This window comes from Rhodanobacter aciditrophus (assembly GCF_042679525.1).
Classification (GTDB): domain Bacteria; phylum Pseudomonadota; class Gammaproteobacteria; order Pseudomonadales; family Marinomonadaceae; genus Marinomonas; species Marinomonas aciditrophus.
Genome location: NZ_JBHTMN010000005.1, coordinates 38,318 through 59,133, shown reverse-complemented (window position 1 = coordinate 59,133; position 20,816 = coordinate 38,318). Strand labels below are relative to the sequence as shown.

Below are 20,816 nucleotides of genomic sequence, written 5' to 3'. Positions count from 1 at the left end.
AAGGCCTGATAAGAGGCCTTTTGCGTCAATGTGCACAAGCTGGGGAATGCTGATGGCTTACTCATACACTGAGAAAAAACGTATCCGTAAGGATTTCGGTAAACTGCCGCCCGTTTTGGATGTGCCATACTTGCTGGCAATTCAGCTTGAATCCTACCGTAACTTCCTGCAGGAAGGTAAAAATCCTGCGGAGCGTGGGGAACTGGGTCTGCATGGGGCCTTTAAATCTGTCTTTCCAATGGTCAGCTTTTCCGGCAATGCGGCGCTAGAATACGTCGATTACCGCTTAGGCAAGCCTGTATTTGATGTGAAAGAGTGTCAGCTACGTGGTGTTACGTATGCCGCTCCTTTGCGTGTTCGCGTTCGTCTTATCATTTACGATAAAGAGTCTGCGAATAAGGCGATCAAAGACATTCGTGAGCAAGAAGTTTACATGGGCGAAATTCCGCTCATGACAGAAAACGGTACGTTTGTAATTAACGGAACTGAGCGTGTTATCGTATCTCAGTTGCACCGTTCACCAGGTGTGTTCTTTGACCACGATCGTGGTAAGACTCACTCTTCTGGCAAACTGCTGCATTCTGCTCGCGTGATCCCATACCGTGGTTCCTGGTTGGACTTCGAGTTTGATCCAAAAGACTGCGTCTTTGTTCGTATCGACCGCCGTCGTAAGTTGCCTGTAACAATCCTGTTACGTGCGCTTGGTTTCGATACAGAAGAAATCCTAGGTACATTCTTCAACACGACTCGTTTCTACTTAAGCCGTGACGGCGTAGAAATGGAGCTTATTGCTAACCGCCTACGTGGTGAGACAGCACTGTTTGATATTGCTGACCAAGATGGCAATCAAATCGTTGAAGAAGGTCGCCGTATCACTGCTAAACACATCCGTCAGATGGAAAAAGCTGGTCTAGAGCGTCTCTCTGTACCGCTAGAGTACCTGTTGGGTAAAGTGACGGCTAAGAACCTAGTGCATCCAAGCACGGGCGAACTTATCGCTGAAGCGAACACAGAAATGTCGGTTGATCTGCTGGAAGCACTTATTGCTGCAGGCATCAATGAAATCGACGTGCTGTACACGAATGACCTAGATAACGGTCCATTCATCTCTGATACGCTACGTATCGATCCGACTAACAATCAGTTGGAAGCGTTGGTAGAAATCTACCGCATGATGCGTCCTGGCGAGCCGCCTACCAAAGAGTCGGCTGAAGCTTTGTTCCAAGGTTTGTTCTTCTCTGAAGACCGTTACGACCTTTCTGGCGTAGGCCGAATGAAGTTTAACCGCCGTCTTGGTCGTGATGAAGATGAAGGTGCTGGCATCCTAGACAACGATGACATCATCGCTGTTCTGAAAACATTGCTAGACATCCGTAACGGTAACGGCATGGTTGATGATATCGACCACTTGGGTAACCGCCGTATCCGCTCTGTGGGTGAGATGGCTGAGAACCAATTCCGCGTTGGCTTGGTACGTGTTGAGCGTGCTGTAAAAGAGCGTCTGTCTATGGCAGAAGCGGATGGCCTTATGCCACAAGACTTGTTGAACGCTAAGCCAGTTGCTGCTGCAATCAAAGAATTCTTTGGTTCTAGCCAATTGTCTCAGTTCATGGACCAAAACAACCCGCTTTCAGAAGTTACTCACAAGCGTCGTGTTTCTGCATTAGGCCCCGGTGGTCTAACTCGTGAACGCGCTGGCTTTGAGGTTCGAGACGTTCACGCAACCCACTATGGTCGTGTATGTCCAATCGAAACGCCGGAAGGTCCAAACATCGGTTTGATCAACTCTTTGTCTACTTACGCGCGCACCAACAGCTACGGCTTCTTGGAAACGCCTTACCGTAAAGTAGTCGATGGTAAGATGACAGACGAAACAGTTTATGTTTCTGCAATCGATGAAGCGAAATATGTTATTGCACAAGCGTCTGCAAATGTAGACGAAGAAGGTCGCCTAGTTGATGAGCTAGTTCAGGTTCGTCACATGCACGAAACTACACTTATTCCAAAAGAAAAAGTGAACCTAATGGACGTGTCACCACGTCAGGTTGTTTCTGTTGCGGCTTCTTTGATCCCGTTCCTTGAGCACGATGACGCGAACCGCGCATTGATGGGATCGAACATGCAACGTCAAGCAGTACCAACACTGATTGCTGAAAAGCCTGTGGTTGGTACCGGTATGGAGAAAAACGTAGCCAAAGACTCTGGTGTTTGTATCGTTGCCCGTCGTGGTGGTGAGATCGAGTCTGTGGATGCTAGCCGTATCGTAGTACGTGTGAACTCAGAAGAAACAGAAGCGGGCGAAGCGGGTGTGGATATCTACAACCTGACTAAATACGTTCGTTCTAACCAGAACACATGTATCAACCAGCGTACGCTTGTCCTAAAAGGCGACAAGGTATCTCGCGGTGATATCATGGCTGACGGCCCTTCTGTGGATATGGGTGATTTGGCTCTTGGTCAAAACATGCGTATCGCATTCATGCCTTGGAATGGTTTCAACTTCGAGGACTCGATCCTAGTATCTGAGCGCGTTGTAGAAGAAGATCGTTTTACTTCGATTCATATCCAAGAGCTGACGTGTGTGGCTCGTGATACTAAGCTTGGGCCTGAAGAAATCACAGCCGATATCCCTAACGTGGGTGAAGGTGCTCTGTCTAAACTAGACAGCTCTGGTGTGGTTTACATCGGTGCAGAAGTGGAACCTGGTGACATCCTAGTTGGTAAAGTGACGCCTAAAGGCGAAACGCAACTAACACCAGAAGAGAAGCTATTGCGTGCGATCTTCGGTGAGAAAGCATCTGATGTTAAAGATACTTCTCAGCGCGTTAAGACAGGTACTCGCGGTACTGTTATCGACGTTCAAGTCTTTACTCGTGACGGCATCGAAAAAGATGAGCGTGCGAAATCGATTGAAAAAGCGCAGCTTGATCAAGTACGTAAAGATCTCAATGAAGAGTTCCGTATCGTTGAGAAAGCGACGTTTGAGCGTCTAGCGGAAGCGCTAGTAGGTCAACAAGCAGAAGGTGGTCCTGGCCTTGCTCGCAACGCAGTCATCACAGAAGAGTATCTAGCAAACCTAGATCACCCTGAGTGGTTCAAGATTCGCGTAGCGAACGAAGAAGCCAGCGAACAGCTTGAAAAAGCGCAAGCTGCTTTGATTGAGCGTCGTAAAGACCTTGATGCGAAATTTGAAGATAAGAAACGTAAGCTACAAACAGGCGATGATTTGGCACCTGGTGTGTTGAAGATCGTTAAGGTTTACGTGGCTATCAAGCGTCGTATCCAGCCTGGTGACAAGATGGCCGGTCGTCACGGTAACAAGGGTGTAATCTCTAAGATCATGCCTGTTGAAGACATGCCGTACGATGAAAACGGTGATCCGGTTGATATCGTACTGAACCCATTGGGTGTACCGTCTCGTATGAACGTTGGTCAGGTACTTGAAACTCACTTGGGTGCAGCAGCGAAAGGTTTGGGTCGTAAGATCAACGAAATGATCCAAGTTGAGCGCGAAAAAGCCGAGACAGTTAAAGAGCTTCGTGAATTCCTAGGCGAAATCTATAACGGTCATGAAGGTGATCTACGCCCAGCTCGCACAGAAGACCTAGACAGTTTCTCTGATGAAGAGATTCTAGTGTTGGCAGCTAACCTTAAGAAAGGTGTGCCAATGGCATCTGGTGCCTTCGATGGTGCGAAAGAAGCTGAAATCAAGCGTATGTTGCGTCTAGCTGGCATCAATGAAAGCGGTCAGATCAAGCTGTTCAACGGCCGTACCGGTGAAGCGTTTGAGCGTCCTGTAACCGTAGGTTACATGTACATGCTCAAGTTGAACCACTTGGTAGATGATAAGATGCACGCTCGTTCTACTGGCTCTTACAGCTTGGTTACTCAGCAGCCGCTGGGTGGTAAAGCTCAGTTCGGTGGTCAGCGTTTCGGTGAGATGGAGGTCTGGGCACTTGAAGCATACGGTGCTGCCTACACGCTACAAGAAATGCTAACCGTGAAATCGGACGACGTGAACGGTCGTACTAAGATGTACAAAAACATCGTAGACGGCGATCACCGTATGGAACCAGGCATGCCTGAGTCCTTTAACGTATTGGTGAAAGAAATCCGTTCTCTTGGTATCGATATCGAGCTAGAAAACGAATAGGCACGAATCACATTTGACCTGCTGGGGAAGCTAAGCTTCCCCGGCCTTACGAGTGGGGCGAATATCCATGAAAGACTTATTAGGTCTTCTAAAAACACAGGGACAATCAGAAGAGTTTGATGCGATTCGCATTGGCTTAGCTTCTCCAGATATGATTCGTTCATGGTCTTTTGGTGAAGTTAAAAAGCCAGAAACCATCAACTACCGTACGTTCAAGCCTGAACGTGACGGTCTGTTCTGTGCCAAAATTTTTGGTCCTATCAAGGACTATGAGTGCTTGTGTGGTAAGTACAAGCGTCTAAAGCACCGTGGTGTTATTTGTGAGAAGTGTGGTGTAGAAGTTGCGTTGTCTAAAGTGCGCCGTGAGCGTATGGGGCATATTGAGCTAGCTTCTCCTGTTGCTCACATTTGGTTCCTAAAATCTCTTCCATCTCGTATCGGTCTTATCATGGATATGACCCTACGTGATATTGAGCGTGTATTGTACTTCGAATCTTTCATCGTTATTGATCCTGGCATGACAACGCTAGAAAAAGGTCAGCTGTTGAACGATGAGCAATACTTCGAGGCGCTAGAAGAGTTTGGTGACGAATTCGACGCTCGCATGGGTGCTGAGGCAATCCAGATGTTGCTACGCGACATGGATCTGCCAGAAGAAATCAGCACAATGCGTGAAGAGTTGAATGCGACAAACTCTGAAACACGTATTAAGAAGCTATCTAAGCGTCTTAAGTTGATCGAAGCGTTCCATCATTCTGGTAACAACCCAGAGTGGATGGTACTTGACGTTCTACCAGTATTGCCGCCAGATCTTCGCCCTCTAGTTCCACTAGAAGGTGGCCGTTTTGCGACATCTGACCTGAACGACTTATACCGTCGCGTGATCAACCGTAACAACCGTCTGAAACGCCTACTAGAGCTATCTGCTCCAGACATCATCGTACGTAACGAAAAACGTATGTTGCAAGAGTCTGTGGATGCGTTGCTAGACAACGGTCGTCGTGGCCGTGCGATCACAGGTTCAAACAAGCGTCCGCTTAAATCTTTGGCTGATATGATCAAAGGTAAGCAAGGTCGTTTCCGTCAGAACCTTTTGGGTAAACGTGTAGATTACTCTGGCCGTTCTGTAATTACAGTAGGTCCTTCTCTACGTCTGCACCAATGTGGTCTGCCTAAGAAGATGGCTCTTGAATTATTCAAGCCTTTCATCTTCTCTAAATTAGAACTTCGCGGCATGGCGACAACCATCAAAGCTGCGAAGAAAATGGTTGAGCGTGAAACACCTGAAGTGTGGGATATTCTTGATGAAGTTATCCGCGAACACCCTGTAATGCTTAACCGTGCGCCGACGCTTCACCGTTTGGGTATCCAAGCGTTTGAGCCGATTCTAATCGAAGGTAAAGCGATTCAGTTGCACCCACTAGTGTGTGCGGCCTACAACGCCGACTTCGACGGTGACCAAATGGCGGTACACGTACCGTTGACAATCGAGGCTCAACTTGAAGCCCGTGCGTTAATGATGTCTACCAACAACATTTTGTCTCCAGCAAACGGTGAGCCAATTATCGTACCTTCTCAGGACGTGGTATTGGGTCTGTACTACATGACGCGTGAAAAAATCAACGCGAAAGGTGAGGGCATGGCCTTCGCTGATATCAAAGAAGTACACCGTGCATACGGCGCAAAACAAATTGATCTGCACGCGAAGATTAAAGTTCGTGTGAATCAAGTTGACACGACGCTTGAAGGTGAAAAAATTCCTTCAACATTCATCGTTGATACGACCGTAGGTCGTGCATTGCTATTTGATATCGTGCCTGATGGCCTACCGTTCTCGGTTATCAATCAGCCGATGAAAAAGAAAGCAATCTCAAGCTTGATTAACGAATGTTACCGTAAGGTAGGTCTAAAAGAGACTTGTATCTTTGCTGACCAATTGATGTACACAGGCTTCCAGTACGCGACGGCTTCTGGTTCTTCTGTTGGTGTTGATGACTTTGTTATCCCACCAGAGAAAGTTGACATCATTGCTCGTGCAGAAGAAGAAGTTAAAGAGATTGAATACCAGTTTGCTGATGGTCTTGTAACTCAAGGCGAGAAGTACAACAAGGTAATCGACTTGTGGTCTCGTACCAACGAAACCGTTACTGAAGCCATGATGAAAAACTTGGCGAAAGAAACCGTTATCGATAAAGAAGGTAACGAGGTAGAACAACAGTCGTTCAACTCTGTCTACATGATGGCCGACTCTGGTGCCCGTGGTAGTGTGGCTCAGATGCGTCAGCTAGGTGGTATGCGTGGTCTGATGGCGAAGCCGGATGGCTCTATCATCGAGACACCGATTACTGCGAACTTCCGTGAAGGTCTATCGGTACTACAGTACTTTACCTCTACTCACGGTGCGCGTAAGGGTCTAGCCGATACCGCTTTGAAAACAGCGAACTCTGGTTACCTAACTCGTCGTCTAGTAGACGTTGCACAAGACTTGGTTATCACAGAAGTAGATTGTGGTACTGACAATGGTCTAGTGGTAAGTGCACTGATTGAAGGCGGTGACGTAGTAGTACCATTGGGTCAGCGTGTACTTGGTCGTGTAGTTGCTCAGGACGTTATGGATGCGAAAGGCAATCTGATCGTTGAAGCAGGTGTTTTGATTGACGAGCATAACGTTCGTGCGATTGAGGCAGCTGGTGTCGATGAGATGGTTGTTCGCTCTGTTATTTCTTGTGAGACGAAGCATGGTGTATGTGGTAAGTGTTACGGACGTGACCTAGCCCGTGGTCACCTTGTGAACATTGGTGAGGCGATTGGTGTTGTGGCTGCACAATCCATCGGTGAGCCAGGTACACAGCTTACAATGCGTACCTTCCACATTGGTGGTGCGGCATCTCGAGCATCTGCAGTAGACAGTGTTCAAGTGAAGAGTGCAGGTACTGTTCGTTTCCACAAAATGAAGAGTATCGAGCGTGAAGGCGGCCAATTGGTTGTAGTGTCTCGTTCTTCTGAATTGGCGATCGCTGATGAGGCAGGTCGTGAGAAAGAACGTTACAAGCTTCCATACGGTGCGGTATTGAGCGTACGTGAAGGTGATGAAGTGACCGCAGGCCAAGTGTTGGCTAACTGGGACCCTCACACTCACCCAATCGTATCTGAGATGGAAGGTCGTCTAGAATTCTCTGGTATGGAAGAGGGTGTTACCATCCGTCGCCAATCAGATGAATTGACAGGTTTGACTACTATCGAAGTATTGGAAATGCGTGATCGTCCATCTTCAGGTAAGGATCTGCGTCCTACGATCTCTGTGGTAGACGAAAACGGTGCTCCAGTGATGATTCCTGGTACTGAAATGCCGGTTCAATACATGCTGCCTGAGAAGGCCTTGTTAAGCCTAGATCACGGTGCGACGATCAAGACTGGTGAAGTACTTGCTCGTATCCCACAAGAATCTCAAGGTAACAAGGACATCACCGGTGGTTTGCCACGTGTAGCTGACTTGTTTGAGGCGCGTCGTCCAAAAGATCCTGCTGTCATGGCAGAAGCTTCTGGTGTGGTGAGTTTTGGTAAAGAGACGAAAGGTAAGATCCGTTTGGTTATTACACCACAAGACGGAAACGATCCAATCGAAACCTTGATTCCAAAATGGCGTCAAATCAACATCTTCGATGGTGAAGAAGTTGAGAAGGGTGAAATCATTGCTGATGGTCCGTTGAACCCACATGACATCTTGCGTCTGAAAGGTGTAGTGGCATTGACTGATTACATCACTAATGAGATCCAAGAGGTTTACCGTCTACAAGGTGTAGGTATCAACGACAAGCACATCGAAGTCATTGTGCGTCAGATGCTACGCAAAGTAGACATCACTGACTCAGGGGATACCAACCTGATTCAGGGTGACCAAGTAGAATACACGCAGATGCAAGAAGCGAACGAAGCTGCTGAAGCCGAAAGTCGTTTCCCTGCGAAGTACGAGCGCGTATTGCTTGGTATTACTAAAGCTTCTTTGGCAACTGAGTCTTTCATCTCTGCGGCATCGTTCCAAGAGACAACTCGAGTGCTGACCGAAGGTGCAGTAACAGGTAAGAAAGACCACCTACGTGGTCTGAAAGAAAACGTTGTAGTAGGTCGTCTGATCCCAGCGGGTACAGGTTTGGCATACCACAGCGAGCGTAAGCTTAAGAAAGAGCGTGCGCTAGAAACAACGACTGAAAGCAGTGCAACTGTCAGCGCTTCTGATGTAGAAGAAGCATTGAGTGCGGCACTAAAAGACTAGAAGTCATTGTAAATGCAAGGGAGGTGAATTTTTGTTCGCCTCCCTATTGACTGTTTTATAGGCGCAAATTACACTTGCGCCTCCTTAATTTTGGCGATTTCCGCCATAAAGATTGGATGTGGAGCTTGTTAAATGGCAACCGTTAACCAGTTGGTTCGTAAACCACGTAAACGTAAAGTGGCAAAAAGTGACGTTCCTGCGTTACAAGCTTGTCCGCAACGCCGCGGTGTCTGCACTCGCGTATATACTACTACACCTAAAAAGCCTAACTCGGCTTTGCGTAAAGTATGTCGTGTTCGCTTGACTAACGGCTTCGAAGTAACTTCATACATCGGTGGTGAAGGTCACAACCTACAGGAACACAGCGTAGTGCTGATTCGTGGCGGTCGTGTAAAAGACCTTCCAGGTGTTCGTTACCACACTGTTCGTGGTAGCTTGGATACTTCTGGCGTACAAAATCGTAAGCAAGGCCGTTCTAAATACGGTACTAAACGTCCTAAGTAAGTTTTCAAACTTCTTTAATCGTTTAGACATAATTTTTTAATACAGTAAGGCCGAGCACAGAAATGGTCTCGGACTCACCTGAAGAGGATATAATCCATGCCTAGAAGACGCGTCGTCGCTAAGCGTGAAGTGCTTCCAGATCCTAAACACGGAAGCCAGCTTCTTGCTAAGTTCATTAACCACGTAATGGTTAGTGGCAAAAAATCTGTAGCAGAGAGCATCGTATACAATGCGCTTGATACTGTTGCGCAGCGTACAAAATCCGAAGATCCAATGGCGGTTTTCGAAAAAGCTCTAGAATCAATCCAACCTATGGTTGAGGTTAAATCTCGCCGTGTAGGTGGTGCGACTTACCAAGTACCTGTTGAAGTTCGTCCAGCTCGTCGTTCCGCGCTTTCTATGCGTTGGTTGGTTGAAGCTGCTCGTAAACGTGGCGAAAAATCAATGGCGCTACGTCTTGCAGGTGAAATTCTAGACGCATCTGAGAACAAAGGTTCAGCTGTTAAGAAACGTGAAGACGTTCACCGTATGGCTGACGCTAACAAAGCGTTCTCTCACTACCGTTTCTAATCCGGAGAAGCTTAAGTGGCACGTAAAACACCCATCAATCGTTACCGCAATATTGGTATTTGTGCGCACGTTGATGCGGGTAAGACGACAACTACTGAGCGTGTTCTATTCTACACCGGTCTTTCTCATAAGATCGGTGAAGTCCATGATGGTGCTGCCACCATGGACTGGATGGAACAGGAGCAAGAACGTGGCATCACAATCACTTCAGCAGCAACAACTTGCTTCTGGAGTGGTATGAGTCAGCAGTTTGATCAACACCGCATTAACATTATCGATACTCCTGGGCACGTAGACTTCACCATCGAGGTGGAGCGTTCTTTGCGTGTACTGGATGCTGCTGTCGTTGTGTTATGTGGTTCTTCTGGTGTTCAACCGCAAACAGAAACTGTTTGGCGTCAAGCTAATAAGTATGAAGTGCCACGTATGGTATTCGTCAACAAGATGGATCGTACGGGTGCGGACTATTTTAGTGTTGTAAGACAGCTTGGTACGCGTTTGAATGCTAACGCAGTGCCTATCCAAATCAACATCGGAACCGAAGAGAACTTCGCGGGTGTTGTTGATTTGCTTCTGATGAAAGCCATTATGTGGAACGAGGAAGATCAGGGTATGACATACAGCTTGGAAGATATTCCGGCTGATCTTGTTACTACCGCTGAAGAATGGCGCGAGAAGATGGTCGAAGCCGCCGCTGAGGCAAATGAAGAGCTAATGGATAAGTACCTTGAAGAAGGAGACTTGTCCGTTGAAGATATTAAAGCTGGCTTGCGTGCTCGCACGCTTGCAAACGAGGTCGTATTGGTTACCTGTGGTTCTGCATTTAAGAACAAAGGTGTGCAAGCGGTACTTGATGCTGTTGTAGAATATCTTCCGTCACCGCTTGAGGTGAAGGCGATTGAAGGCACTTTACAAGATGCTGAAACGCCTGTCACGCGTGAAGCGGATGATAGTGCGCCATTTGCTGCATTGGCGTTTAAAATTGCGACAGACCCATTTGTGGGTACATTAACCTTTGTACGGGTTTACTCTGGAGTTCTGAACTCTGGTGACTCGGTGTTTAACTCAGTTAAACATAAGAAAGAGCGTGTTGGCCGAATGGTTCAAATGCATGCTAATAACCGAGAAGAAATCAAAGAAGTTAGGGCGGGTGATATTGCAGCTCTGATTGGTATGAAGGATGTAACCACGGGTGATACGCTGTGTGACGGCAAAGATATTGTTGTCTTGGAGCGTATGGAGTTCCCTGAACCCGTAATCTCTGTAGCCGTTGAGCCGAAGTCTCAAGCTGATCAGGATAAAATGGCAATTGCTCTTGGTAAGTTAGCGCAGGAAGATCCATCTTTCCGCGTTGAAACTCACGAAGAGACAGGTCAAACCATTATCTCTGGTATGGGTGAGCTACACCTTGATATCCTAGTGGATCGAATGAAACGCGAATTCAAGGTGGAGGCAAACATTGGTAAGCCTCAAGTTTCCTACCGTGAGAAAATTCGCAAAGAAGTGGAAGTTAACCACAAATTTGTGCGGCAGTCTGGTGGTCGTGGTCAATATGGCCATGTCGTAATGAAACTAATCCCAACTGAAAAGGAAGGATTGGAGTTTGTTAACGAGATTGTCGGAGGTGTTATTCCGAAGGAATACATCCCAGCAGTTGAACGAGGCGTTTCAGAGCAAATGAAGAATGGTGTTATTGCTGGCTACCCATTACTTGGGTTGAAAGTAGTGCTATTCGATGGATCATTCCATGATGTTGACTCTAATGAAATGGCCTTTAAAATTGCAGCTTCTCAAGGTTTAAAGAAAGGCGCAGCAGATGCTGATCCTTGTGTTCTTGAGCCTGTGATGAAAGTAGAAGTTGTAACCCCTGAAGAGTACATGGGTGACGTGATGGGTGACCTGAATCGTCGTCGAGGACTTGTTCAGGGTATGGAAGATTCCTCATCCGGAAAAATTATTCGAGCAGAAGTGCCTTTGGGTGAAATGTTTGGATATGCAACGGATGTGCGTAGTTTGTCGCAAGGTCGTGCAAGTTATGCAATGGAATTCCTAAAATACGCTGAAGCGCCAGCTAGTGTGGCAGACGCGATCATCAAAAATGAAATTTAATCATCATACTTACTAATCATAAGGTGTATGTATCATGGCAAAAGCAAAGTTCGAACGTAGTAAACCACACGTTAACGTTGGTACAATCGGTCACGTTGACCACGGTAAAACTACCCTAACAGCAGCACTTACTCGTGTATGTGCAGAAGTATTTGGCGGTGAAGCTGTAGCATTTGACGGTATCGATAATGCTCCAGAAGAGCGTGAGCGTGGTATCACAATCGCGACTTCTCACGTTGAGTACGATTCTCCTACTCGTCACTACGCACACGTAGACTGTCCTGGACACGCCGATTATGTTAAAAACATGATCACTGGTGCGGCTCAAATGGACGGCGCTATCCTAGTATGTGGTGCAACTGACGGCCCAATGCCTCAGACTCGTGAGCACATCCTTCTTTCTCGTCAGGTAGGTGTACCTTACATCGTAGTATTCCTAAACAAAGCAGACCTTCTTGCTGAAGACTGTGGCGGTGCAGACTCTGAAGAATACGCAGAGATGCTAGAGCTAGTTGAAATGGAACTACGTGACCTTCTTTCTGAATACGACTTCCCAGGCGATGACACTCCAATCATCCCAGGTTCTGCTCTTATGGCATTGAACGGTGAAGACGGTAACGAAATGGGTACTACAGCTGTTAAGAAGCTTGTAGAAACTCTAGACGAGTACATTCCTGAGCCAGAGCGTGCGATCGACGGTGCATTCATCATGCCTATCGAGGACGTATTCTCTATCCAAGGTCGTGGTACTGTAGTAACTGGTCGTGTTGAGCGCGGCATCATCAAGGTTGGTGAAGAAGTTGAGATCGTTGGTATCAAAGATACTACTAAAACAACTTGTACTGGCGTTGAGATGTTCCGTAAGCTTCTAGACGAAGGTCGTGCAGGCGAGAACTGTGGTGTACTACTTCGTGGTACTAAGCGTGATGACGTTCAGCGTGGTCAAGTATTGGCTAAGCCAGGTTCTATCACTCCTCACACTGAGTTTGAAGCAGAAGTATACGTTCTGTCTAAAGATGAAGGTGGTCGTCACACTCCATTCTTCAAAGGCTACCGTCCACAGTTCTACTTCCGTACAACTGACGTAACTGGTGCTTGTGAGCTTCCAGAAGGCGTAGAAATGGTTATGCCAGGTGACAACATCCAAATGTCTGTAACTCTAATTCACCCAATCGCGATGGACGAAGGTCTACGTTTCGCGATCCGTGAAGGTGGTCGTACAGTAGGTGCTGGTGTTGTAGCTAAAGTTCTTAAATAATTTTTGCTTTAAGCATTAATTAATTTAGCTTTACGAAAAAGGTCGCTCTTTGGGCGGCCTTTTTTTGTATTGGGCGTTTTTTAATTGGTTACTTGACAACCAATTTCTAAGCGGCTAACATTCGCCGTCCTTAAATAAGGATGGTAGGTTAATTATTGTTCAATCAGCCTATCGAACATAGTATTTGGAGTTGGAAATGCAAAGCCAAAAAATCCGTATTCGCTTGAAAGCTTTCGATCACCGTTTGATCGATGCTTCAACGCAAGAGATTGTGGACACTGCTAAGCGCACTGGTGCACAAGTACGTGGTCCAATTCCACTTCCTACTCGCAAAGAGCGTTACACAGTACTGATTTCTCCTCACGTAAACAAAGATGCGCGTGATCAATACGAAATCCGTACTCACAAACGTGTTCTAGACATCGTTGAGCCAACAGAAAAAACAGTTGATGCTCTAATGAAGCTAGATCTTGCGGCAGGCGTGGAAGTACAAATTTCTTTGGGTTAATCCCCAAAGTTTTAGGGGTGCGATAACCAGCAGGAATCTGTTGGCCTAAGCACATTAGTGGAATGATCTGGAATGATCAGCCGTAGCGGGTGATAGCCCCGTACACAACTGGCAATTGAGGTATAAAATGGCTATTCAATTAGTCGGACGTAAAGCCGGAATGACACGTATCTTCAACGAAGATGGTGTATCCGTGCCAGTAACCGTCATCGAGGTTGAACCGAACCGTGTAACACAGGTGAAAACTGCAGATACTGATGGCTACTCAGCTGTTCAAGTAACTGTTGGTACTCGCCGTGCTAACCGTGTAACAAAAGCTGCTGCAGGTCACTTTGCAAAAGCTAGCGTAGAAGCGGGTCGTGGTTTGTGGGAGTTCCGCCTTTCTGGTGACGAAAAAGAAATCAATGTTGGCGACGAGCTAACAGTTGCGGATTTTGAGTCTATTTCTAAAGTTGACGTTGTTGGTCAATCTAAAGGTAAAGGCTTCCAAGGTGGCGTTAAGCGTCATAACTTCCGTACGCAAGACGCTACACACGGTAACTCATTGTCTCACCGTGCTCCTGGTTCCATCGGTCAATGTCAAACACCTGGTCGTGTTTGGAAAGGCAAAAAGATGGCTGGTCACATGGGCGCAGCTCAAGTAACAACTCAGTCTCTAGAAGTTGTTCGCGTTGATGCTGAGCGTAACCTTATCCTTGTAAAAGGTGCGGTTCCTGGCGCTGTTAATGGTGACGTAATCGTTCAACCAGCAGTTAAAGCTCGCTAAGAGGGGTAGACAATGAACTTGAATCTTACAGGTGCTGAAGGAACTGTAGAAGTTTCTGATGTAGCCTTCGCGCGTGAATACAACGAAGCGCTAGTTCACCAGGTTGTTACAGCTTACCTGGCTGGTGCTCGTCAAGGTACTCGTGCTCAGAAAACTCGCTCTGAAGTGGCTGGTGGTGGCCGTAAACCTTGGAAACAAAAAGGTTCTGGTCGCGCACGTGCTGGTACGATCCGTAGTCCTCTATGGCGTTCTGGTGGTGTGACTTTCGCTGCGAAAACACAAGATCACTCTCAGAAAGTAAACAAGAAGATGTACCGTGCAGCGATGCGCACCATCTGGTCTGAGCTTGCTCGTCAAGACCGTCTTGTTGTAGTTGAAGAGCTTTCAATCGAAGCTCCAAAAACTAAGCTTTTCAAAGCTAAAATGGCTGAATTGAATGTTGAAAACGCGCTTGTTGTTGCGCACGAGCTGAACGATAACTTGTTCCTAGCTGCGCGTAACATTCCAAACGTTGATGTTCTTGATGCAGCGTCTGTTGACCCTGTTAGCCTGATTGCTTACGACAAAGTGTTGGTGACAGTTGGTGCTCTGAAACAAGTTGAGGAGGCACTAGCATGATCGGCGAACGCATTTATAAAGTGTTGTTAGGTCCACACATCTCTGAGAAAGCAACGATCGTAGCTGAAGGCAACGGTCAGTACGTTTTCCGCGTAACTAAAGACGCGACTAAACCAGAGATTAAACAAGCAATCGAAGCGTTGTTTGAAGTCAAAGTTGAGTCTGTTCGTACGTTGAACCACAAAGGTAAAACAAAGCGTACAGTTCGTGGCCTGGGCAAGCGTAGTGACGTTAAAAAAGCGTACGTACGTTTGGCAGAAGGCCAAGAAATTGATTTCTTGGGCGCTGAATAAGGGGAGATAGGTCAATGGCTGTTGTAAAAAGTAAGCCAACGTCTGCAGGCCGTCGTCACGTTGTTAAAGTTGTTAACAATGATTTGCATAAAGGTGCGCCATACGCTCCTTTGCTTGACAAAAAAAGCAAATCAGGTGGTCGTAACAACAACGGACGCATCACTACGCGTCACGTAGGTGGTGGTCATAAGCAGCATTACCGTATCGTAGATTTCCGTCGTAACAAAGACGGTATCCCAGCGGTAGTTGAGCGTTTGGAATATGATCCAAACCGTTCTGCAAACATTGCGTTAGTAAAATACGCTGATGGTGAACGTCGTTACATTATCGCTTCCAAAGGTATGGAAGCTGGTTCTGTTGTTTCCAACGGTGCGAACTCTCCTATCAAAGCAGGTAATACTTTGCCTTTGCAAAATATCCCTGTAGGTAGTGTGGTTCACTGTATCGAGCTTAAGCCTGGCAAAGGTGCGCAAATCGCACGTTCTGCAGGTGCTTCTGCTCAGCTTGTCGCTCGTGAAGGTCGTTACGTAACTCTTCGCCTACGTTCTGGTGAAATGCGTAAAGTTCTAACCGAGTGTCGTGCAACTTTAGGTGAAGTATCTAACTCTGAGCACACTCTACGTGTTCTAGGTAAAGCTGGTGCTAAGCGCTGGCGCGGTGTTCGTCCTACAGTTCGCGGTGCGGCAATGAACCCGGTTGACCACCCACACGGTGGTGGTGAAGGTCGTAGCTCAGGTGGTCGCCACCCAGTTACTCCTTGGGGTGTTCCTACGAAAGGTTACAAAACTCGTAAGAACAAACGTACTGATAAACTTATTGTACGTCGTCGTACTAAGTAATAAGAGGAAACGACTGTGCCACGTTCACTAAAAAAAGGTCCTTTTATCGACCTTCATTTGTTGAAAAAGGTAGAGGCTGCGGTAGAAAAGAATGACCGTCGTCCAATTAAAACTTGGTCGCGCCGTTCTACTATCTTCCCTGAGTTTGTAGGGTTGACTATCGCTGTCCATAATGGTCGCCAACACGTCCCAGTTCTAGTATCTGAGGATATGGTCGGTCATAAATTGGGTGAGTTCGCTCCGACCCGTACCTACAAGGGTCATGCTGCGGACAAGAAAGCCAAACGGTAATTAAGGGGTATTAATCATGAGTGAAGTAAGCGCTTCATTGAAGGGTGCTCGCCTCTCAGCGCAGAAGGCCCGTTTGGTAGCAGATCAAATCCGCGGCAAATCTGTAAGCGAAGCACTGAACATTTTGGCGTTCAGTCCTAAAAAGGCGGCAGCAATTGTCAAGAAAGTACTAGAGTCTGCTGTAGCTAACGCTGAGCATAACGAAGGTGCTGATATCGATGACTTGCGTGTTTCTACGATCTACGTTGATGAGGCTATGACTCTAAAACGTATCAAAGCTCGTGCTAAAGGCCGTGCTGATCGTATTCTAAAACGCGGTTGCCATATTACAGTTAAAGTCGCTGACTAATTAGGAGATACCCAATGGGTCAGAAGGTTCATCCAACTGGAATTCGCCTAGGGATAGTTAAAGACCATACTTCTACTTGGTATGCGAACAACCAAAACTACTCTAAGCAACTTTTAAACGATCTTCAGGTTCGTAAGTACCTTGAAGAAAAATTAGTACAGGCTTCTGTTTCTCGCATCGAGATCCAGCGTCCTGCACAAACTGCTCGTATTACCATTCACACTGCTCGTCCGGGCATCGTGATTGGTAAGAAAGGCGAAGACGTTGAGAAACTACGTAACGCTGTATCAGAAATGATGGGTGTTCCAGTTCACATCAACATCGAAGAAATTCGTAAGCCTGAACTTGATGCTAAATTGGTTGCGCAAAACATTGCTGGCCAACTTGAGCGCCGTGTAATGTTCCGTCGCGCTATGCGTCGTGCTACACAAAACGCTATGCGTGCTGGTGCGAAGGGTATCAAGGTTATGGTAAGTGGTCGTCTAGGTGGTGCTGAGATTGCACGCCCAGAATGGTACCGCGAAGGTCGTGTGCCTCTACACACTCTACGCGCTGACATTGACTACGCTACTTATGAAGCTCACACAACTTACGGCATTATTGGCGTTAAGACGTGGATCTTCAAAGGCGAAATCTTGGGCGGTATTGAACAAGTGCGTGCTGAAAAAGGCGCACAAAAGAAGAAGTCTAAGTAGGGGGTAAGTCATGTTACAGCCGAAACGTACTAAGTTCCGTAAGATGCAGAAAGGCCGTAACCGCGGTCTAGCACTTCGCGGTAACCAAGTTAGCTTTGGTGAATTCGGATTGAAGTCCACTGAACGTGGTCGTATTACTGCTCGTCAAATTGAAGCGGCGCGTCGTGCAATGACTCGTCACATCAAGCGTGGTGGTAAAATCTGGATTCGTGTATTCCCTGATAAGCCGATTACTCAGAAGCCTCTAGAGGTTCGTCAGGGTAAAGGTAAGGGTAGCGTAGAATACTGGGTTGCACAGATTCAACCTGGCAAGATGCTTTATGAAGTTGAGGGCGTTTCTGAGCAGCTAGCTCGCGAAGCATTCGCGTTAGCAGCCGCTAAGCTTCCTCTATCCACAACTTTCGTAACGCGTACGGTGATGTAGATGAAAGCAAAAGAATTGCAAGAAAAGTCTGTAGCTGAGCTACAGCAGACCTTGATCGAACTGCTACGTGAGCAATTTACTCTGCGCATGCAGAAGGCCACTGGTCAGTTGGCTCAAACTCATTTGCTCTCGCAAGTTCGCCGCAATATCGCACGTGTTAAAACCGTGCTAAATGATAAGGCAGGTAACTAAGATGGCAAGTGTTGAAACTCAAGCTCGTACAGCTACTGGTAAAGTAGTAAGCGATAAGATGGATAAGTCCATCGTAGTACTAGTTGAGCGTACTGAACGTCACCCGTTATACGGTAAGTTCGTTCGTCGTTCATCTAAAGTGCACGCTCATGATGAAAACAACGAGTGCCAAGTAGGCGATACAGTTAAGGTTGTGGAAACACGTCCTTATTCCAAGACTAAAACTTGGAAGCTGGTTCAGGTTGTTGAGAAAGCAGCTGCTGTATAAGCAGCTCCTTCCTTCATGAGACTTGTTATCTAATTTGATTGGAGAGCAGAAATGATTCAAACAGAATCGATGCTTGATGTAGCAGATAACAGCGGCGCGAAGCGCGTTCAGTGTATTAAAGTACTGGGTGGCTCTCATCGTCGTTACGCTGCTATTGGTGACGTAATTAAAGTCACAGTTAAAGAAGCGATCCCACGTGGTCGTGTTAAGAAAGGCCAAGTTATGAACGCAGTTGTCGTTCGAACTAAGAAAGGTGTGCGTCGTCCAGATGGTTCTGTAATCCGCTTTGATGTAAACTCTGCGGTTCTACTTAACGCTTCAGGGCAACCAATCGGTACTCGTATCTTTGGCCCTGTGACACGTGAGTTGCGTACTGAGCAATTCATGAAAATTGTTTCTCTTGCACCAGAAGTGCTGTAAGAGGGAGGGGACCAAAAATGCGCAAGATTAAACGTGACGATGAAGTCGTTGTAATTGCTGGTAAAGATAAAGGCAAGCGCGGCAAAGTTGTTAAAGTAGTAGACGAGAACCGTATTCTTGTTTCTGGTATCAACATGATCAAGAAACACGAAAAGCCAAACCCTATGAAGGGTACGACTGGCGGTATCGTTGAAAAAGAAGCACCTATTCAGGTTTCTAACGTAGCCATTTTTAACAATGCTACAGGTAAAGCGGATCGCGTCGGCTTTAAAGTGAACGAAGACGGCACTAAAGTGCGTGTTTTCAAATCTAACAGCGAAGCGATTGACGCCTAAGAGCGAGAATTATAGCCATGGCGAGACTTAAGCAAGTTTATAAAGATCAAGTAGTTGCAAAACTGACTGAACAGTTTGACTACAAAAACGTGATGGAAGTGCCTAAAATCACTAAAATTACGTTGAACATGGGTGTTGGTGAAGCTATCGCAGACAAGAAACTTCTTGAAAATGCGGTAAATGATCTTACAGCACTTAGCGGCCAAAAAGTGGTAGTAACTAAAGCACGCAAATCTGTTGCGGGCTTCAAAATCCGTGACGGTTACCCGATCGGTTGTAAAGTTACTCTACGTGGCGACCGTATGTGGGACTTCTTCGACCGTTTGGTTGACGTTGCTATTCCACGTATCCGTGACTTCCGTGGTTTGAACCCGAAGTCATTTGACGGACGCGGTAACTACAGCATGGGTGTTAAAGAGCAGATCATCTTCCCAGAGATCGATTACGATAAAGTAGACCGTGTACGCGGTATGGATATTACCATTACTACTACTGCTCGTACCGACGAAGAAGGTCGTGCTTTGCTAGCCGCCTTTAGTTTCCCTTTCAAGAAATAAGAGGTAGGAATCATGGCTAAAGTATCAATGATTCAACGCGAAGCTAAGCGCACTAAATTAGTAGCTAAGTACGCTGAAAAGCGTGCTGCTCTAAAAGCGATCATTAACGACGTTAATGCATCGGACGATGAAAAGTGGGAAGCAACGCTTAAATTGCAAGCGCTTCCACGCGATTCATCTTCTTCACGCCAGCGTAACCGTTGTCAGGTTACTGGTCGTCCACACGGCGTATACCGTCGCTTCGGCTTGTCTCGTATCAAGCTACGTGAAGCAGCGATGCGTGGTGACGTACCAGGCTTGAAGAAAGCTAGTTGGTAAGCAAGTAGAGCACGATCATAATACATCGCAGTGGGGGGGTGTCCAAATACTGGACATTCCGCTCGCTGCTGTGTACTATGCGCGAGCTCTATTTGCTGCACAATGGTTTTTTCTATTAGGAGCTCTTAAATGAGTATGCAAGATACAATTGCGGATATGATCACTCGCATCCGTAACGGACAGATGGCTGCAAAAACATCTGTCACTATGCCTTCATCAAAAATGAAGGTATCTGTTGCTAACGTTCTTTGCGAAGAAGGTTATGTAACTGGCGTTTCTGTTCAAGAAGGTGTTAAGCCGACTCTTACTATCGAACTTAAATACTTCGACGGTAAGCCAGTTATTGAAGAAATTAAACGCGCTTCACGTCCAAGTCTACGTCAGTACAAAGCGACTGCCGAACTACCTAAAGTAGAAGCTGGCCTAGGTGTGGCTATCATCTCTACTTCTAAAGGTGTTATGACTGACCGCGCTGCTCGCGCTGCTGGTATCGGCGGCGAAGTAATCTGCACAGTATTCTAGGAGTTAGTATGTCTCGAGTTGCTAAAAGTCCCGTGACGCTTCCTAGTGGTGTAGAAGTTACTCTTAACGGCCAAGCTGTTGCTATCAAAGGTGGCAAAGGCACGTTAGAGCTTAACGTACACGCAAGCGTTGAAGTTAAGAAAGAAGACAACGTTCTAACTTTTGCTCCACGTGATGGTGCAAAACAAACCAATGCACTAGCTGGTACTACTCGTGCCCTAGTGAACAACATGGTTGTTGGCGTAAGCCAAGGTTTTGAAAAGCGTCTGCTACTACAAGGTGTTGGTTACCGTGCTGCAGTAAAAGGTAACGTGTTGAACCTATCTCTAGGTTTCTCTCACCCTGTAGATTACGAGTTGCCAGCCGGCATCACTGCTGAATGTGCTTCTCAAACAGAAATCGTTCTTCGCGGTATCGACAAACAAGCAGTAGGCCAAGCGGCTGCTGAAGTTCGTGGCTTCCGTCCACCAGAGCCATACAAAGGCAAAGGTGTTCGTTATGCTGACGAAACTGTTCGTCGTAAAGAAGCTAAGAAAAAGTAGTAGGTAAGCATT

The 20,816-nt window shown here is 46.7% G+C and carries 23 protein-coding genes; all 23 read left to right on the top strand.

Translation table 11 applies throughout. The features are described from left to right. The first annotated feature begins 49 nt into the window (after positions 1-49). Positions 50-4,153 carry a DNA-directed RNA polymerase subunit beta gene (rpoB, locus tag ACFQ45_RS04660; protein ID WP_452600445.1) on the top strand — a complete coding sequence of 1,368 codons (4,104 nt, stop codon included), beginning with the start codon at positions 50-52 and terminating at the stop codon, positions 4,151-4,153. A gap of 67 nt (positions 4,154-4,220) precedes the next feature. Then, on the top strand, positions 4,221-8,426 hold the full coding sequence (gene rpoC, locus ACFQ45_RS04655) for a DNA-directed RNA polymerase subunit beta' (protein WP_377365818.1): 4,206 nt from the start codon (positions 4,221-4,223) through the stop codon (positions 8,424-8,426). 132 nt (positions 8,427-8,558) lie between these two features. Continuing rightward, positions 8,559-8,930, top strand: a complete 372-nt coding sequence (rpsL, locus tag ACFQ45_RS04650) for a 30S ribosomal protein S12 (protein WP_013659444.1) — start codon at positions 8,559-8,561, stop codon at positions 8,928-8,930. A 96-nt stretch (positions 8,931-9,026) separates the two neighbouring features. After that, a complete protein-coding gene (gene rpsG / locus ACFQ45_RS04645; protein WP_377365815.1) occupies positions 9,027-9,500 on the top strand; it encodes a 30S ribosomal protein S7 in 474 nt (157 codons plus the stop codon). Positions 9,501-9,515: 15 nt separating this feature from the next. Next, on the top strand, positions 9,516-11,609 hold the full coding sequence (gene fusA / locus ACFQ45_RS04640; RefSeq protein ID WP_377365813.1) for an elongation factor G: 2,094 nt from the start codon (positions 9,516-9,518) through the stop codon (positions 11,607-11,609). A gap of 34 nt (positions 11,610-11,643) precedes the next feature. Next, positions 11,644-12,867, top strand: a complete 1,224-nt coding sequence (gene tuf / locus ACFQ45_RS04635; protein ID WP_377365811.1) for an elongation factor Tu — start codon at positions 11,644-11,646, stop codon at positions 12,865-12,867. Positions 12,868-13,063: 196 nt separating this feature from the next. Further along, positions 13,064-13,375: a 30S ribosomal protein S10 gene (rpsJ, locus tag ACFQ45_RS04630; RefSeq protein WP_012071937.1), complete on the top strand. Its 312-nt coding sequence runs from the start codon at positions 13,064-13,066 to the stop codon at positions 13,373-13,375. 115 nt (positions 13,376-13,490) lie between these two features. Then, positions 13,491-14,141, top strand: coding sequence for a 50S ribosomal protein L3 (gene rplC, locus ACFQ45_RS04625; RefSeq protein WP_452600444.1), 651 nt, complete (start codon positions 13,491-13,493; stop codon positions 14,139-14,141). Positions 14,142-14,153: 12 nt separating this feature from the next. After that, positions 14,154-14,759, top strand: coding sequence for a 50S ribosomal protein L4 (gene rplD, locus ACFQ45_RS04620; RefSeq protein ID WP_377365805.1), 606 nt, complete (start codon positions 14,154-14,156; stop codon positions 14,757-14,759). After that, entirely contained in the window at positions 14,756-15,052 is a 297-nt protein-coding gene (gene rplW / locus ACFQ45_RS04615; RefSeq protein ID WP_377365803.1) for a 50S ribosomal protein L23, read from the top strand. The genes rplD and rplW overlap by 4 nt, the downstream gene beginning before the upstream one ends. A gap of 14 nt (positions 15,053-15,066) precedes the next feature. Then, on the top strand, positions 15,067-15,891 hold the full coding sequence (gene rplB, locus ACFQ45_RS04610) for a 50S ribosomal protein L2 (protein WP_377365801.1): 825 nt from the start codon (positions 15,067-15,069) through the stop codon (positions 15,889-15,891). Positions 15,892-15,906: 15 nt separating this feature from the next. Continuing rightward, positions 15,907-16,182, top strand: a complete 276-nt coding sequence (gene rpsS, locus ACFQ45_RS04605) for a 30S ribosomal protein S19 (protein ID WP_055462806.1) — start codon at positions 15,907-15,909, stop codon at positions 16,180-16,182. Between the two features lie 16 nt (positions 16,183-16,198). Next, entirely contained in the window at positions 16,199-16,531 is a 333-nt protein-coding gene (rplV, locus tag ACFQ45_RS04600; RefSeq protein ID WP_055462807.1) for a 50S ribosomal protein L22, read from the top strand. A gap of 14 nt (positions 16,532-16,545) precedes the next feature. After that, positions 16,546-17,226 (top strand): 30S ribosomal protein S3, encoded by a 681-nt coding sequence (gene rpsC / locus ACFQ45_RS04595; protein ID WP_377365798.1) that lies wholly within the window; start codon positions 16,546-16,548, stop codon positions 17,224-17,226. 10 nt (positions 17,227-17,236) lie between these two features. Beyond that, positions 17,237-17,650, top strand: coding sequence for a 50S ribosomal protein L16 (rplP, locus tag ACFQ45_RS04590; RefSeq protein WP_013797835.1), 414 nt, complete (start codon positions 17,237-17,239; stop codon positions 17,648-17,650). Beyond that, on the top strand, positions 17,651-17,842 hold the full coding sequence (rpmC, locus tag ACFQ45_RS04585; protein WP_055462810.1) for a 50S ribosomal protein L29: 192 nt from the start codon (positions 17,651-17,653) through the stop codon (positions 17,840-17,842). A gap of 1 nt (position 17,843) precedes the next feature. After that, a complete protein-coding gene (rpsQ, locus tag ACFQ45_RS04580) occupies positions 17,844-18,110 on the top strand; it encodes a 30S ribosomal protein S17 (protein ID WP_377365794.1) in 267 nt (88 codons plus the stop codon). A gap of 51 nt (positions 18,111-18,161) precedes the next feature. Then, positions 18,162-18,530, top strand: coding sequence for a 50S ribosomal protein L14 (gene rplN, locus ACFQ45_RS04575; RefSeq protein WP_377365792.1), 369 nt, complete (start codon positions 18,162-18,164; stop codon positions 18,528-18,530). A gap of 17 nt (positions 18,531-18,547) precedes the next feature. Next, on the top strand, positions 18,548-18,865 hold the full coding sequence (gene rplX / locus ACFQ45_RS04570) for a 50S ribosomal protein L24 (RefSeq protein WP_377365790.1): 318 nt from the start codon (positions 18,548-18,550) through the stop codon (positions 18,863-18,865). Positions 18,866-18,882: 17 nt separating this feature from the next. Further along, positions 18,883-19,422, top strand: a complete 540-nt coding sequence (gene rplE, locus ACFQ45_RS04565) for a 50S ribosomal protein L5 (RefSeq protein WP_055462814.1) — start codon at positions 18,883-18,885, stop codon at positions 19,420-19,422. A 12-nt stretch (positions 19,423-19,434) separates the two neighbouring features. Then, a complete protein-coding gene (gene rpsN / locus ACFQ45_RS04560) occupies positions 19,435-19,740 on the top strand; it encodes a 30S ribosomal protein S14 (RefSeq protein WP_377365787.1) in 306 nt (101 codons plus the stop codon). Positions 19,741-19,869: 129 nt separating this feature from the next. Then, positions 19,870-20,262, top strand: coding sequence for a 30S ribosomal protein S8 (gene rpsH / locus ACFQ45_RS04555; protein WP_377365785.1), 393 nt, complete (start codon positions 19,870-19,872; stop codon positions 20,260-20,262). 8 nt (positions 20,263-20,270) lie between these two features. Beyond that, positions 20,271-20,804, top strand: a complete 534-nt coding sequence (gene rplF, locus ACFQ45_RS04550) for a 50S ribosomal protein L6 (protein ID WP_377365783.1) — start codon at positions 20,271-20,273, stop codon at positions 20,802-20,804. The last annotated feature ends 12 nt before the right edge of the window (positions 20,805-20,816 follow it).